Annotated in this window: 10 protein-coding genes; 3 read left to right on the top strand and 7 right to left on the bottom strand. The window is 59.1% G+C overall.

Going from position 1 to position 13,803, the window contains the following annotated elements:
- The 5 genes from motC to CCGE525_RS04210 form a co-directional block, all read right to left on the bottom strand.
- A complete protein-coding gene (gene motC, locus CCGE525_RS04230; protein WP_120703194.1) occupies positions 1–1,305 on the bottom strand; it encodes a chemotaxis protein MotC in 1,305 nt (434 codons plus the stop codon).
- A 3-nt stretch (positions 1,306–1,308) separates the two neighbouring features.
- The gene (locus CCGE525_RS04225; protein ID WP_120703193.1) at positions 1,309–2,814 is read right to left on the bottom strand and encodes a MotB family protein; all 1,506 of its coding nucleotides are present in this window, start codon (positions 2,812–2,814) and stop codon (positions 1,309–1,311) included.
- A complete protein-coding gene (locus CCGE525_RS04220) occupies positions 2,811–3,446 on the bottom strand; it encodes a hypothetical protein (protein ID WP_120703192.1) in 636 nt (211 codons plus the stop codon). Before CCGE525_RS04220 ends, CCGE525_RS04225 begins: the two co-directional genes overlap by 4 nt.
- A 250-nt stretch (positions 3,447–3,696) precedes the next feature.
- A complete protein-coding gene (locus tag CCGE525_RS04215; RefSeq protein WP_120703191.1) occupies positions 3,697–4,674 on the bottom strand; it encodes a flagellin N-terminal helical domain-containing protein in 978 nt (325 codons plus the stop codon).
- A gap of 260 nt (positions 4,675–4,934) precedes the next feature.
- Complete coding sequence (locus CCGE525_RS04210; protein ID WP_120703190.1) at positions 4,935–5,855, bottom strand: flagellin N-terminal helical domain-containing protein; 921 nt, start codon at positions 5,853–5,855, stop codon at positions 4,935–4,937.
- Between the two features lie 406 nt (positions 5,856–6,261).
- Here CCGE525_RS04210 and CCGE525_RS04205 point away from each other — a divergent pair, with 406 nt between their 5' ends.
- Positions 6,262–7,749 carry a pyridoxal phosphate-dependent decarboxylase family protein gene (locus tag CCGE525_RS04205; RefSeq protein ID WP_120703189.1) on the top strand — a complete coding sequence of 496 codons (1,488 nt, stop codon included), beginning with the start codon at positions 6,262–6,264 and terminating at the stop codon, positions 7,747–7,749.
- On the top strand, positions 7,743–9,005 hold the full coding sequence (locus CCGE525_RS04200; protein WP_120703188.1) for an ATP-grasp domain-containing protein: 1,263 nt from the start codon (positions 7,743–7,745) through the stop codon (positions 9,003–9,005). The genes CCGE525_RS04205 and CCGE525_RS04200 overlap by 7 nt, the downstream gene beginning before the upstream one ends.
- Before the next feature lie 126 nt (positions 9,006–9,131).
- On the opposite strand, the gene CCGE525_RS04195 is transcribed toward CCGE525_RS04200, so the two are convergent.
- Complete coding sequence (locus tag CCGE525_RS04195) at positions 9,132–10,040, bottom strand: flagellin N-terminal helical domain-containing protein (protein WP_120703187.1); 909 nt, start codon at positions 10,038–10,040, stop codon at positions 9,132–9,134.
- 256 nt (positions 10,041–10,296) lie between these two features.
- Positions 10,297–11,217: a flagellin N-terminal helical domain-containing protein gene (locus tag CCGE525_RS04190; protein ID WP_120703186.1), complete on the bottom strand. Its 921-nt coding sequence runs from the start codon at positions 11,215–11,217 to the stop codon at positions 10,297–10,299.
- Positions 11,218–11,548: 331 nt separating this feature from the next.
- On the opposite strand from CCGE525_RS04190, the gene CCGE525_RS04185 reads away from it, so the two are divergent.
- Complete coding sequence (locus CCGE525_RS04185; protein ID WP_120706240.1) at positions 11,549–13,492, top strand: O-linked N-acetylglucosamine transferase, SPINDLY family protein; 1,944 nt, start codon at positions 11,549–11,551, stop codon at positions 13,490–13,492.
- The last annotated feature ends 311 nt before the right edge of the window (positions 13,493–13,803 follow it).

Here is a 13,803-nt window from a genome sequence, read left to right as displayed (position 1 = left end):
TCAATGACTTTCCTGCTTCAACAGGCCGTCGATGGCATCAAGCTTCGAGCGGCTCGTCGTGACGAATGCATTGAATGAAGAGTCGGCCTCCTGCCTCCCTTCCTCCGGGGTGTGGGCCGCCTTTGCGGTGGCTCCCTCCTCAACACCCGCCGTGCCAGGGGACTGGCCCCCAGGTTGGTTCGTCACAGCAGCATCGTGTTCAGTACTTTCTTGATTAGGCAGATTAAGGGGTGAGACTTGCGTCAGGCTTGCCGGATCCGGCGCGCGCACGATCTCATCCGCCACCGCCTTGGCGGCCTCGCGCAAGGCACGATCCTGCTGGTTCAATTCACCGGCTGGCATCTGGTCTATGTTGCGGACCGCCGCCCCCAAATCGGGCGTCGACACGCCGGCAACACCGCCATAGAAACTCGCCAGCGCGCCAAATGCATCGCCGCCGTCGTTGGAGATCGCCTGGGCGCGGCCAGAAGCGAGTGCAGCGAGATCAGCCTTGCCGGCGATGGCGGCACGGCGCGCCATACGCAGATAGATCTCCCTTTGCCGTGGCGGGTCCATGAAGGACAAGATGTCGATAATATCCTGTTGCTTGACATCAGCGTCATGATCGACAACGAGCTGCACGAAGAGGTCGGCGAATTGGCTGGCATAGGGGGAATGCAGGAAGCGCCTCGTATAGCGCTCCGCATAGCTGAGACCTAGCGGCACCATCCCGGCGTCGGCGCACAAAGCAAGGGAGCGACGCAGGGCCGATTCCTCAACGATGGTGCCCGGCGACGCCAAGCGCGCCCAGTCGTAAAGCTGCAGGGCCGCCTTCGGGTTCTTGGCGGACATGACGTTGGCGGCAACCAACGAGAGATAGGGGCCGATCTTCTTGTCGCGATATTCCTTGGCGATATCGGCGAGCGTGTTGACCACCAACAGCCCCTTGCCGTTCAAATATTTCCTCAGAACATCGGCGACGCGATTGTCGAAATTGCCGTTGATGTCGCGCGACATCAGATATTCCAGCGTTGCCGGATTGCCGCCGCTCATCGCATAGATCAGCGCGGCATCGACATTGCGGCTATCATCGAAGACGGATTTGTCGGCGGTGCGCAGGCGTTCGTCGATGGTCGACAGCATGAAACGCTGCATCTCGCCTGCCGAGCTATCGCCCGCCACCACGGAATCCTGAATGAATTCGAGCGAGCGCAGCATCTTATAGGGCGGCAGATTGTCCGGACCCTCGGCACGAACGATCCCCGGCATGAAAATGCCGAGGGTCAAAGCGAGCGCGAGGCTATGACGATGCTGAATGCGCGCCATGGACTATCCTTGTTTGCCTTGGCTCGACTTGCCTTGGCCCTGTTTACCCTGATTTTGCTTGCCCTGGCTTGGCTTACCCTGGACGGGCTTGATCGGGTCCTGGTCGCTGCCGTCGGTCTGATTCTTGACGGCCTGGCTCGAAGCGCCTTGAATCAGGATCTCGATGCGGCGGTTGGCATCATTGAAAGGATCATTTGGCAGTTTCAGCCTACGGTCCGCGAAGCCGGAAACCTGTGCAATCCGTTTCTCGTCCAACCCGCCATTGGTGAGCATGTAATAGGCGCTCTGGGCGCGGTCGAGCGACAGGCGCCAATTGTCGTTGTGGCCATCCACCATATAGGGACGCCCATCGGTGTGACCGCGGATCAGGATAGACCCCTTGCGGTCCGCAAGGACCTTGCCGATCTTCGCCATCGCCAGCACCATCTCCTGGCGCGGAACTGCCGATCCGATGTTGAACATCGGGTCATTGGACTGATCCGAAATCGTTACGAGAAGACCGCCCTCGGCCGGCGTGACCTGAAGGCCTTCGGCGAGCTGACCGGCAACACCGCTGATCTGCTGCTGGATCGCCTGCTGCAGATCCTTGGCGTCCTGCTGCTGATCTTTCGTCGGCGCAACGTCTTTGTTCTGCGCCGCGACGGCGCTCTCTTCGACTGTCGAAGCATCACCTTGCTCGGCAGCAGCGCTGGCAACCTGCTGGTTTGGCGCCTGCTTTGCAGCCTGTTTGCCCTGCTGTTCCTTGCCTGGGGTCTGCTGGTCCGCCGACGACTGCTGATCGCTCAGAGTCGGCTGCTCTTCCGGCGTCTGCTGTTGGGTGGCCGGCTGACCGGAATCGGCGGCAGTCGCTTTGGAGAGCGCAATCACCTCGCCCTTCGGCGACTTGTCTGATTTCGCGGACTGTTCTTCGTCCGCCTTCTTCGAGGCACTGGAAACTTGAACCTGCTTCGTCCAGAAATCGGGATCGAAGGGATCGCGATAGGCTTGACCGCCATCCGCGCCTGTCGCGGGACCCGACTGGGCTGCGCCCCCCTCACCCTTGGCGCTGACATTGGCTTGCTGACCGACCTGCTGGGCGATCTCAGCCAGAACCGAATAGGGATTTTCGAAGAAATCGGCTTCGGAATAGTTGGTCTGGTCGCCCGAAGTCGAGGTCTGGTCCTCACCGGTCTTGGCGGACTTGCCGTCGTTCGGATTGTCTTCCTTGTTCTTCGACTTCGCCTGGTTCTTTTGCCCGTCGGCCTGATCGACTGGCTTCTTCAGCCCCTTCTCCGTCGGCTTTTCATCGGCGAGCTTGATCGGATTGAAATAGGAGGCGACCGACGCCTTCGTCTCTTCGTTTGCGGCGTTCACCAGCCACATCACCAGAAAGAAGGCCATCATTGCCGTCATGAAATCGGCATAGGCGATCTTCCATGCGCCGCCATGACCGCCTTCATGGTCACCGCCGCCATGCCGCTTGACGATGATGATCTCGTGTTTGCCTTGATTTTGATCGCCGTCGCTCATTTCAGAATCTCTTTCAGACTAGCGGCCCAGGCGGACATACGGGTCACGAGAACACTCTCTCCGATGGTCACGGTGAGATCGACGTCGCGAGCTTCGACATGGCGCAGCAAAACGCCGTTCTGACCGATATGCGTATGAAGCATCTCGAAGAGATGACGGGGACTGCTGACCGTGATCGGGCCGGCCGCACCGTCGAGAATCGCCGCCGTCACGCGTTCCGCGAGATCGGCGACGGCCTTGGCCGTCAGCGCTTCCGTCATGACGGGCGCAAGTGCTGCGGCCGCCTCCGCGCTGATCGCCTGTCCGAGTACCGTGGCAAGTTCTCGCAATCCGGCGGCAATCTTCTCGGCGGCACGCTCCTCATAGCGGGCGCGCAATGCCTCCATCTCGCCTCGATGAGTTGTGGCGATCGTATCCAGTTCCGCCTGATGCCTTTGCGTCAATTCCTGCGTTGCTGCTTCGTGCCCTTGCGCATAGGCCTCGCGGCGCTCCGCCTCGATATCGATCGAAGGCGCCACCGGACTTTCCGGAAAATCCAAAGTCTCTTCGAACGGCATATCCGGTATGCCGGGAGACTGAGGCGGAGGCTCGGCGCTGAAATCCTTGAGATAGCGGGATAGCGTCGGGCTCATGCTGACATCCTCCCGTTTTCTTCCGCAGAAGGCCGCGAGCTGATTTCTCGACAGGTCCCTTGAATTCCAATGCTCAAAACGTCGATCATCACGCTTCCGGTTTCCGTCCTGCGGCCACGCTCTCTGGACGTGACGCCGAACGTCACCGGAAAATTGCGCAGCCATGCCATTACGATGGACCGTAGGGGGTCAAACTTGTGCGAGGATGAATGCGGCAGGAGCGGCCATCCTGACCGCGCCATCACGGAATTCATTTCCCTTGAAGGAGGATCAGCACCTTGCTCGCCATGGTGTTGGCGATCGACAGCGATTGAATGCCCATCTGTTGTGCCGTCTGAAGCGCGGTTTGGCGTGCTGATGCCTCTTCCATATTGGTATCGACCAGATTGCCAACACTGGTCTTGATGGCATCGCTGAGCTTTGAGATGTAATTCGACTGGTCATCGATACGGGATTTCATCACGCCCAGCGTCGAATCCGCTGACGTCACCTGCTTCAGGATCGAGTTCGTGACGTTGATCATATCGGTGAGCTGATCGTCGGTCGTACTGTTGGAGACGGAAATTTCGGTACCGTCGGCCGGCGCCGTCCCGGAATCGGCGGCCAGGAGATAGTAATTGCGAGGGGCCGACGTTCCACCCGACGTATCGAATGTGCTGGCGTCGACGTTCTTCGTCAGCAGCCCGCGGCTCGCATCGGCGGTGTCGATCATCAGGGTTTGCGAGCTGTCGTAATTGATCGTCACAAGATTAACTTGGCCGCCCGAGCCACGCGTAAAATTGCTGATTACGGATTGCTTGGTATCGGGCTGCGCATTGGTGTTGTAAAGCCAGTTCTCGCCCGAGAAGGACGCGGATTGCGTGACTGACTGCAGTTGGTTCTTGAGCTGCTGAATGTCCGCATTGACCGCGGTCTTGTCGGTGCCCGGCTCCTTGGCCGAAACCAGTTTGGCCTGAATCTGGGTCACGAGATTGACGACCGAATCCATGGCGGTGGAGGCGGTATCGACCTTCGAGGAGCCAAGGCCAAGCGCGTCGGTGATGGTGGAAAGGTTGCTCTGGTCCGACTGCATCGTCTTCGACATCGACCAATAGGTCGGATTGTCACTCGCGTTCTCGACGCGATAGCCGGACGAAACCTGTTCCTGCACGACACCAAGATCTTTGTTGACGCCGCGCAATACGGTCAGCGCGGCCAAAGAGGCGGGGTTCGTCGTCACATTGGTCATCGGAAAATCCGTAATTCTATGGGGAAACGGCAGGCCGGACCGATCCGGCAGCAACGAACGGCTTCATGCCCGCCAGCGGGAGTGATCCCAACGCGGCCCGTCGCTGGATAAAGCCCTGACGGTTCCAACGAAACGGGTCGGACACCGGGGCTTTGTGCAGATACTGCAAATCAGTTACCCGGTAAGGTTAACAAAAGCTTATGCGCGGCGGCAAGAAGGAAATGCCGCCGCGCTTTCCTAGCGTAAGCTCCGGTCAAGGCTCACTTGAAGAGCGCCAGAACGTTCTGCGCGCTATTGTTGGCAATCTGCAGCGACTGGATCGCCAATTGCTGCTGTGTCTGTAGCGCCGAGAGCTTGCTCGATTCCTCTTCCATATTCGCATCGACAAGCTTGCCGACACCGGAGTCGATCGTATCGCTCAGCGTCGAAACGAAGCTGGTCTGCAGGTCGATGCGGGTCGACAGCGAACCCAGTTGCGAGGCGGTGCTCGTCATGGCGTTGAGAGCCGACTGCACTAGGTTCATCGACTGCCCGATGTCGCCGCTCGTCATATTGGTGATGTTAAGGCTGAAAACGGAATAGGCGCTGCCGTTGATGTCCTGCGTGGTGCCGAGGATACCGGAGCTGGTGTCGATCGTGCCGTCCGCATTGGCGCCGAACAAGACGTTGCCTTGCGATCCCGAATCGAACGTGTAGCTGGTACTGTTGACCGCGACCGTGCCGTCGTTGTTGCGGACGAAGGAGGAGACGACCGATGCGGAGACGCCATTGGCTCCGATCATCCAGTTCTGCCCGGAGAACGAAGCGGACTGTGCGATACTCTCAAGTTGCTGCTGAAGCTGTGTGATCTCTTCCTGTACATCCGACTTGTTGACGCTGTTTTCCGTCGCGGCAACAAGCTTGTCCTTGATCTGCTGGACGACACTGATTGAGTTGTCCATTGCCGTATAGGCGGTGTCGACCTTGGCGGCGCCGAGACCCAGCGCATCGGAAACGGCGGAAAGCGCGCTGTTGTCGGAACGCATGGTCGTTGCGATCGACCAATAGGCGGCATTGTCGGAGGCCTTGGCGACACGATAGCCCGAGGAGACCCGGTTTTGGGTATTTTCCAAATTATTATTGATCGAGCGCAGAGTCTGGAGGGCGGACATTGCCGCGTCATTGGTCAGAATACTGGTCATGGAAAAGTGCCCCTTGTGGCTGAAATTGGAAGGGACATTCCGGTCTTCGGCCGGGAACGGCAATCAGCGTCATGCCTGTTAACCGGCTCTTAGGAGAAGTTAACCAACCGTTGCGTTAGTCGCAGATGACAACACTAGCCTTAATAAAAAGTTAACGACGAAGCCGGAAAGTTAACAAAACCATACTTTTGGAGCGCGTTCGCGACCTACGCAGGGCTCAGAACTCCATTTGTACTCAACCGGAGGAGGCAGGCCTCCGTCTGCACCCCCCAATTTCCGGGGGCGATCGGCACATCAGGTCAGCTTCGCGCCATCTTGGGCAGCATAAGATTGTCACGATCCGACAACTGTCGGGCCAGAACGCGGCGTGGTTGCGAGTGGTAGATTTAGCCAATACGGGGTCGACATGTTAGGTTTACAGGACAGCGGATTGCCGTCAGATGCGCCCCGTCAACGGACAAGCCTTGATCCCGACGACTGGCAAACGTTGCGCAAGCAGGGTCACCAGATGCTGGACGACATGCTTGACCATCTGAAAACGCTTTCGGAAAAGCCCGTCTGGCAACCGGCGCCGTCGTCTGCGCGCGCATTGTTCGACGCGCCGCTGCCTGTTGAGGCGACCGATCTGGCGGAAGTCCATGCCATATTCCGTGACAACGTCCTTCCGTATGGTAGCGGCAATATTCACTCCGGATTTATGGGCTGGGTACAGGGCGGCGGAACGGCCACGGGGATGCTGGCGGAGATGCTGGCCGGCGGCCTCAATGCCAATCTCGGTGGACGCGACCACATGCCGATCGAGGTCGAACGCCAGATCATCCGGTGGACACAGCAAATATTCTCGTTTCCGGACACTGCCGGCGGCGTGTTCTTGACCGGCACCTCACAGGCCAATTTCGTTGCTGTCCTGCTCGCAAGGAGCAGGAAGCTCGGCGCGGGTGTTCGTGCACAGGGTCTATCCAGCGAGCCGCGGCTGGTGGCTTACGCATCGAGCGAAGTGCATGGTTGCGTGCCGCGCGCATTCGAGATGTCCGGTATCGGCAGCGATCAACTCAGGCGTATCCCGGCCAATGCCGCCGGGCAGATCGACATTGCGGCTCTCGAACGCGCCATCATACGCGACAAGAAGGAAGGGCATATGCCTTTTCTGATCATCGGAAGTGCGGGGACGGTGAATACCGGCGCGGTTGACGATCTCATCGCTTTGCGCGGCGTCGCCGACGCCCACGACCTTCATTTTCACGTCGACGGTGCGTTGGGAGCCCTGGGGATTCTGTCCGATGATCTGGCGCATCTGTTCACCGGCATCGAGTCCTCCGATTCGCTCGCATTCGATTTCCACAAATGGGGCCAGGTGCCCTATGACGCAGGCTTCCTCCTCGTTCGCGACAGCGCGTGGCAACGCCAGACGTTTGCCTCGGAGGCTGCATATCTCAGCCGCGCCGCCTCCGGCTTGGCCGGTGGCGACTGGTGGCCTTGCGACTACGGCCCGGACCTGTCACGCGGCTTTCGCGCACTCAAGACCTGGTTCACCCTTAAAACCTATGGCGTCAAAGCGTTGGGGGATTCCATGGCCGCCAACTGCGCGCTCGCCCGAGGCCTGGCACACAGGGTCGAGCAGGAACCCGCCTTGCGGCTCCTCGCGCCGGTTGCGCTCAACATCGTTTGTTTTGCCTATGTGGGCGCTGCCGATGATGCGCCGCCGGAGGTCAACACACGGATCGTCGAACGTCTCCATGCGGAAGGCTGCGTTGCTCCGTCCCTGACTCATCTGAACGGACAGCCGGCAATACGCGCCGCCATTGTAAACCACCGTACGCGGCAGGCGGATATCGACGCGCTAATTGACGGTGTCCTGAAACTCGGTTCTCGACAGGATTTGCTCCAATGCTGATGACATCCGGCCTCGTGGCCGATCGCGCCTTTGATGAAATCGGAGGCGCCAGCCGAATCCTGGGCATGCAAAGGATCGTGTCGCTCATCTATGCCGGCGCCGATGTGACGCCGCTTTGGAATGAGCTGATGCAGCGCATCGGAGCTGACAATGCGGATGCGGCGGCGCTTTTCGATCTGGCGACGATCCTGCAGACCCTTGGTCGCGCCGATGAGGCGCATCAAGTCCTCCGGGGCGCGGTGGAATTGAAACGCGACTTTTGCGTCGTCCATGGGAACGGACAGGGGCCTCGGTTGCTGGCCTTTGTGACGCAAGGCAATTTCATGGCGAACACGCCGCTGGATTTCCTGCTGGAGGGCAGCAATTGCGTTCTTTGGCTGCATTATGTGGATCCCGAAACGACCGGGCTCGCGGATTTGCCGGACCACGACGTCGCGTTCATGGCAATCGGCGAATCAACCGAGAATGTGCCGGTGCTCGGACGAATGCAGACGCTGCTGGCCGATTTCGACAGCCCGATCATGAACAACGATCCGGAACTGATCGGTCGGCTGACGCGCGACGGCGTCAGCGGCATGCTGGCCAATGAGCCCTCCATTCTGTCGCCGAGCACCTATCGCGTACCACGCGAAGACCTCGTCGCTGTCGGCGCGGGCATAAAGACCCTGGATGAATGCGCACCGGGCCTTTCATTTCCGCTTGTCGTTCGCCCGATCAGCACCCATGCCGGCAACGGGATGGAGCGCATCACCGACATCCTGGGATTGGCAGCGTGGCTTGCCACACAGCCTGCTCCCGAGCTCTATGTGGCACCCTTCATCGATTTCCGCGGGCCGGATGGCTTATACAACAAGCAACGCGTCGTATTTATCGAGGGGAAGGCGTTCGCCAGCCATATGGCGCTCTCCGAGCATTGGATCGTGCATTATCTCAGCGCCGGCATGGCGGAAAGCCCGGCGAAGCGCGCCGTCGAACAAGCTTGGATGGAGAATTTCGATACGGATTTCGCGATCCGCCACAAGGAGAGTTTCGCGGCTCTGTATCGTCACATCGGGCTTGATTATTTCGGCATCGATTGCGCGGAACTTCCCGACGGACGCCTGCTGGTTTTTGAACTCGATGTGGCAATGGTCGTCCACAACATGGATAGCGCCGTCATCTATCCCTACAAGCAAGTTGCCATGCGCAAGCTGTTTGACGCCTTCGTCAATGCCGTGCGGAACAAGAAGGCCGGCGCGGGGAACGACGCCTCCTGAGCGAACCGGATGCTCGCGAAATGCATACGGCAGAGGCCCTGAAGAAACAAAACCGCGCCTTCTGGGAAGGCGCGGTGAATCTGCTGGTTCGGAACTTCGACCGGCGCGACGCGCCGGTTCTTCCTATTAACGGAACAGCGACAGGATGTTCTGCGTCGAGGAGTTGGCGATCGAGAGCGACTGGACGGCCAGCTGCTGCTGCGTCTGCAGAGCAGAGAGCTTGCTCGATTCCTGCTCCATGTTGGCATCGACGAGCTTGCCAACGCCCGATTCGATCGAGCCCGACAGCGACGAGGCGAAGGTCGTCTGCAGGTCGATACGGGTCGAAATCGAGCCGAGGCGCGAACCCATGCTGGTCATCGAGTTCAGAGCGGTCTGAACCATGTTGAGGGCGCTGGAGATCTGGCCGCCGGTCATGCCGGTGATGTCCAGGCTGAACACAGAGAAGGTGCCGGATACGGTGCCGAGAATACCCGAAGCGGTATCGATCGAGCCGTCTGCCTTCGTGCCGAACAGAACGTTGCCCGTCGCGCCGGCGTTGAATTCGTAGGACGTGGTGCTGACCGAAACGGTGCCGTTGGTGCCGCGGATGAAGGACGAAACGACAGATGCCGAGCCGCCGCTTGCAGCCATGACCCAGTTTTCGCCGTTGAACGAAGCAGACTGAGCGACGCTCTGGAGCTGCTGCTGCAACTGGCCGATTTCTTCCTGGACCTGACCCTTGTCAACCGAGCCTTCCATGGCGGTGACAAGCTTGGACTTGATCGAGCTGACGATGTCGAGCGCGCTGGTGACTGCGGTGGTCGCCGTGTCGACCTTGGCAGCACCGAGGCCGAGGGCGTCGGAAACGGCGCCGATGGCGCTGGTGTCGGACTTCATCGTGGTGGCGATCGACCAATAGGCGGCGTTATCGGAAGCCTTGGAGATGCGCAGACCGGACGAAACGGCGTTCTGCGTGCTCTGCAGGTTGGTGCTGATGCCGCGCAGCGTCTGCAGGGCGGCCATTGCGGCGTTGTTGGTAAGAATGCTCGTCATAATATTTTGCCCCTTTGGCAGCGGTTGGTTAAGGGACATTCCGGACCTAAAAACCGGTAACGGCACTCAGCATCATGCCTGTTAACCCAATCTGTTAAGGTTAACTCGCCGTTTCAATGGTCTTAGAAAACAGCAATATAGTTAAGAAAACCTGAACCAGCCCCGGCAGAAAAGCATAAAAAAACCGCGCCTTAGAGAGGCGCGGTTAACTTGCTGTTTAGAAATTTCGGCTGGCGTCGCGCGCCAGTCCTTCTTCTTAACGGAACAGCGACAGGATCGACTGCGTGGAGGAGTTGGCAATCGAGAGCGACTGGATTGCCAGCTGCTGCTGCGTCTGCAGAGCAGAGAGCTTGCTCGATTCCTGCTCCATGTTGGCATCGACGAGCTTGCCGACGCCCGATTCGATCGAGCCCGACAGCGACGAGGCGAAGGTCGTCTGCAGGTCGATACGGCTGGAGATCGAGCCGAGCTTCGAACCCATGCTGGTCATGGAGTTCAGAGCGGTCTGAACCATATTCAGGGCGCTGGAGATTTCGCCGCCGGTCATGCCGGTGATGTCGAGGCTGAAGACAGAGAACTGCTTGCCGCCGATGGTCGACTGAGAACCGAGAATACCTGAGCTCGTTTGGATGTTGCCGCTTGCATCGGCGCCAAACAGAACGTTGCCCGTTGCGCCGGTGTTGAATTCGTAAGACGTGGTGCTGACCGAAACGGTGCCGTTGGTGCCGCGGATGAAGGACGAAACAACCGATGCGGAGCCGCCGTTGGCCGCCATGACCCAGTTTTCGCCGTTGAACGAAGCAGACTGAGCGACGCTCTGCAGCTGCTGCTGCAACTGGCCGATTTCTTCCTGGACCTGACCCTTGTCAACCGAGCCTTCCATGGCGGTGACAAGCTTGGACTTGATCGAGCTGACGACGTCGAGCGCGCTGGTGACTGCGGTGGTCGCCGTGTCGACCTTGGCAGCACCGAGGCCGAGGGCGTCGGAAACGGCGCCGATGGCGCTGGTGTCGGACTTCATCGTGGTGGCGATCGACCAATAGGCGGCGTTATCGGAAGCCTTGGAGATGCGCAGGCCGGACGAGACGGCGCTCTGCGTGCTCTGCAGGTTGCTTTGGATGCCCTGCAGCGTCTGCAGAGCGGCCATAGCGGAATTGTTGGTTACAATGCTGGTCATGAGTGTGTCCCCTGGAAACTGAATACGAAAAGGAGGACATACCGGACTTCGAATACCGGCGATGACGGAGCGGCTTCATGCTCCTCGGCCCCATTTCCTAGCGGACCAAACCCGTCATGTCGCAGGTAAACTCGCACGCATTACTTGCGAATTTCTTAAACACGGACCCCGTAAAAACGGCCAGCTGCAACGTAGCTAACGAGGCGTAAAGGTATGGTGTCACAGATGCTTCGGTTTCAGGCAAGCTACGTGGGCGATGATCCCACGAATCCATGATGACGGTCCTCGGCCTTCGCCGGGGCTGTTCAACATTCGCTCGGAGTCCTCGCTCGTGAATACGAAAAACGCCTTTGCGACAGCGTCCAGCCTCTATCAAAAGGGGCAATATACGCGCGCGCTCGAAACACTGAACGAGTTGCTCAATGTCGATACATCACCGAGGACCTATGCCCTGCTGGCAAAGACGCTGCTTAAGCTCGGCTTCAAATCGGACGCGGCCAGATCGTACGAACTGGCAGGCAGGCAAAAGCCCTACCGCGAAGACTATTTGCGGGAAGCCTTGCTGCTGCATTTCGCCGGCGGCGATGAAGACGCAACGCTTTCGATCGGAAGCCTGATCCTGCCTCAAGCGTTCAAGGACCCCGAGCTCGCCTATGCCCTTTCCAGCATCTTTCTGAGCCGTCAGCAAAAGGATTTGCTGGCCGGCTTCAAGACCGTCCTGGTCGAGGGACCGGAACTCAAGCATCGGATGATGGCTGCAAAGCTGTTGACCGATGACCTCTATGACGAGGGCAACCGGCACATTGTCGCCACGCTGTTCAAGAAGCATCCCGACAACATCATCTTTCGCACGCTTTATTTAATCTTTGCCCGCGAATTGTCCGATCTCGCAACGGTCGACAAACATATGGCGCCGGTTCTCGCCTCGCTCGCCAAGGGAAGCCTTGATTATGTCAGACCGGACAATCCCTTCTTCCATCTGCACTGGTGCGGCGACGAAGCGATCAACAAGTTTGCGGTACACGACACGGCGCCTCTGCCTGTTGGACACGCAGAGGCGCGCCGCAAGGCGCCGCATAGATGGGGCGACAAGATTCGCATCGGCTATCTCTCATCGGACTTCTGGCCAGGCCACGCGACAATGAAGCTCTTACAGCGGACACTGGAACTGCACGACAGGGACCGGTTCGAGATTACCCTCTTCGACCATTCGCCCTTGTCGTCGCAGCATGCGGAAGACTTCGACTATTCGAAATGGGGCACCATGGTCGATATCCGCAGCCTCTCCAATCAGGCCGCGGCGGAGGCAATTCGCGCCCGTGGGATCGACATTCTGGTCGATATCAAAGGGCATACCAAGGATAGCCGCGTCCGCATCCTCAACCATATGGCCGCACCGATCCAGACGGCATGGCTCGGCTTTCCCGGCTCGGCGGTCAACATCGACCTCGACTACATCATCGGCGATCCCTACGTCTTGCCGGACCATTCCAAACCGCATTTCCATGAGAAATTCTGCCGCCTGCCCGAGTGCTATCAGCCGAACGATCCGCTGTATCGCCCGAAGCCGCGGCCGACGACCCGCGCACAGCACGAGCTGCCGGAAGATGCCTTCGTGTTCGCCTCGTTCAACGGCAACCGCAAGATCACCTCACACATGATCGATGTCTGGTGCAACATCCTAAAGCGCACCAAGAACAGCGTGCTCTGGCTGCTCTGCAACGGCCCTCGTGCCGAGGCCAATCTCTGGGCACGTCTGGAGGCGCGAGGCGTCAACCGCAAGCGCGTCATCTTCACCACCCGTATCCACTATGAGGATCACATCGACCGCCAGCAGCTTGCCGACCTCGGTCTCGATACCTTCCCGGTAAACGGCCATACGACGACCTCGGAACAGCTCTGGGGCGGTTTGCCGGTGTTGACGATGAAGGGCACGAACTTCGCCTCGCGCGTCAGCGAAAGCCTGCTCACCGCCATCGGCGTGCCGGACTTGGTCGCCGCCGACGTCCAGGCCTATGAAGATATGGCCGTCGAACTTGCAAGCCAGCCGGGGCGTATTGCCGCGCTCAAGGAAACATTGACCGCCAATCGCTACATAATGCCGCTCTTCGACGCCGAGCGCTTCACCAATCACCTGGAGACGGCCTACGAAATGATGGCCGGACGCGCCAGACAAGGCCTCGGTCCGGATCATATGGATGTGCCGGCGCTGCCGGTGCGCACCGAGCCGTTCCTGGTCGAAAGTCAGAATGCGGCGGCGATCGCCGCGGAATAACGGTCTCCAGTCATCGGGAATTTCGTTCCCGATGACTGTTAGGCCGGCGCCTAGCGTTTCACGGAATCGCTTTCCCGTTCTATTCCTTTGTTTTTACGCATCTCGGACGGAAAACCGCTTGTCTTATGACTTTGTCTTGTTTTGAGGCGACAATGGATTGCCGCCTGTGGGCCTGAACACCCACAGACGGCGGGAGGGGTGGGATCGAGAAACCGCTGGTTTGACAGAACCGTTGCGCAGTAGGATCGCCCCTTTCTTTTCCATGAGGCCTGAACGGATAGCCGGGCTTTGACGGCCCGCATGACAAGCAT

The sequence above is a fragment of the Rhizobium jaguaris genome (genome assembly GCF_003627755.1).
GTDB lineage: Bacteria > Pseudomonadota > Alphaproteobacteria > Rhizobiales > Rhizobiaceae > Rhizobium > Rhizobium jaguaris.
The sequence above is the reverse complement of the archived record's forward strand: the minus strand, read 5'-3'. Positions and strand labels throughout refer to the sequence as shown.

What these genes read in the sequence shown, in the direction of transcription:
- motC (WP_120703194.1), bottom strand. Translation starts at nt 1,305, where the DNA reads ATGGCGCGCATTCAGCATCGTCATAGCCTCGCGCTCGCTTTGACCCTC.
- CCGE525_RS04225 (WP_120703193.1), bottom strand. Translation starts at nt 2,814, where the DNA reads ATGAGCGACGGCGATCAAAATCAAGGCAAACACGAGATCATCATCGTC.
- CCGE525_RS04220 (WP_120703192.1), bottom strand. Translation starts at nt 3,446, where the DNA reads ATGAGCCCGACGCTATCCCGCTATCTCAAGGATTTCAGCGCCGAGCCT.
- CCGE525_RS04215 (WP_120703191.1), bottom strand. Translation starts at nt 4,674, where the DNA reads ATGACCAATGTGACGACGAACCCCGCCTCTTTGGCCGCGCTGACCGTA.
- CCGE525_RS04210 (WP_120703190.1), bottom strand. Translation starts at nt 5,855, where the DNA reads ATGACCAGTATTCTGACCAATGACGCGGCAATGTCCGCCCTCCAGACT.
- CCGE525_RS04205 (WP_120703189.1), top strand. Translation starts at nt 6,262, where the DNA reads ATGTTAGGTTTACAGGACAGCGGATTGCCGTCAGATGCGCCCCGTCAA.
- CCGE525_RS04200 (WP_120703188.1), top strand. Translation starts at nt 7,743, where the DNA reads ATGCTGATGACATCCGGCCTCGTGGCCGATCGCGCCTTTGATGAAATC.
- CCGE525_RS04195 (WP_120703187.1), bottom strand. Translation starts at nt 10,040, where the DNA reads ATGACGAGCATTCTTACCAACAACGCCGCAATGGCCGCCCTGCAGACG.
- CCGE525_RS04190 (WP_120703186.1), bottom strand. Translation starts at nt 11,217, where the DNA reads ATGACCAGCATTGTAACCAACAATTCCGCTATGGCCGCTCTGCAGACG.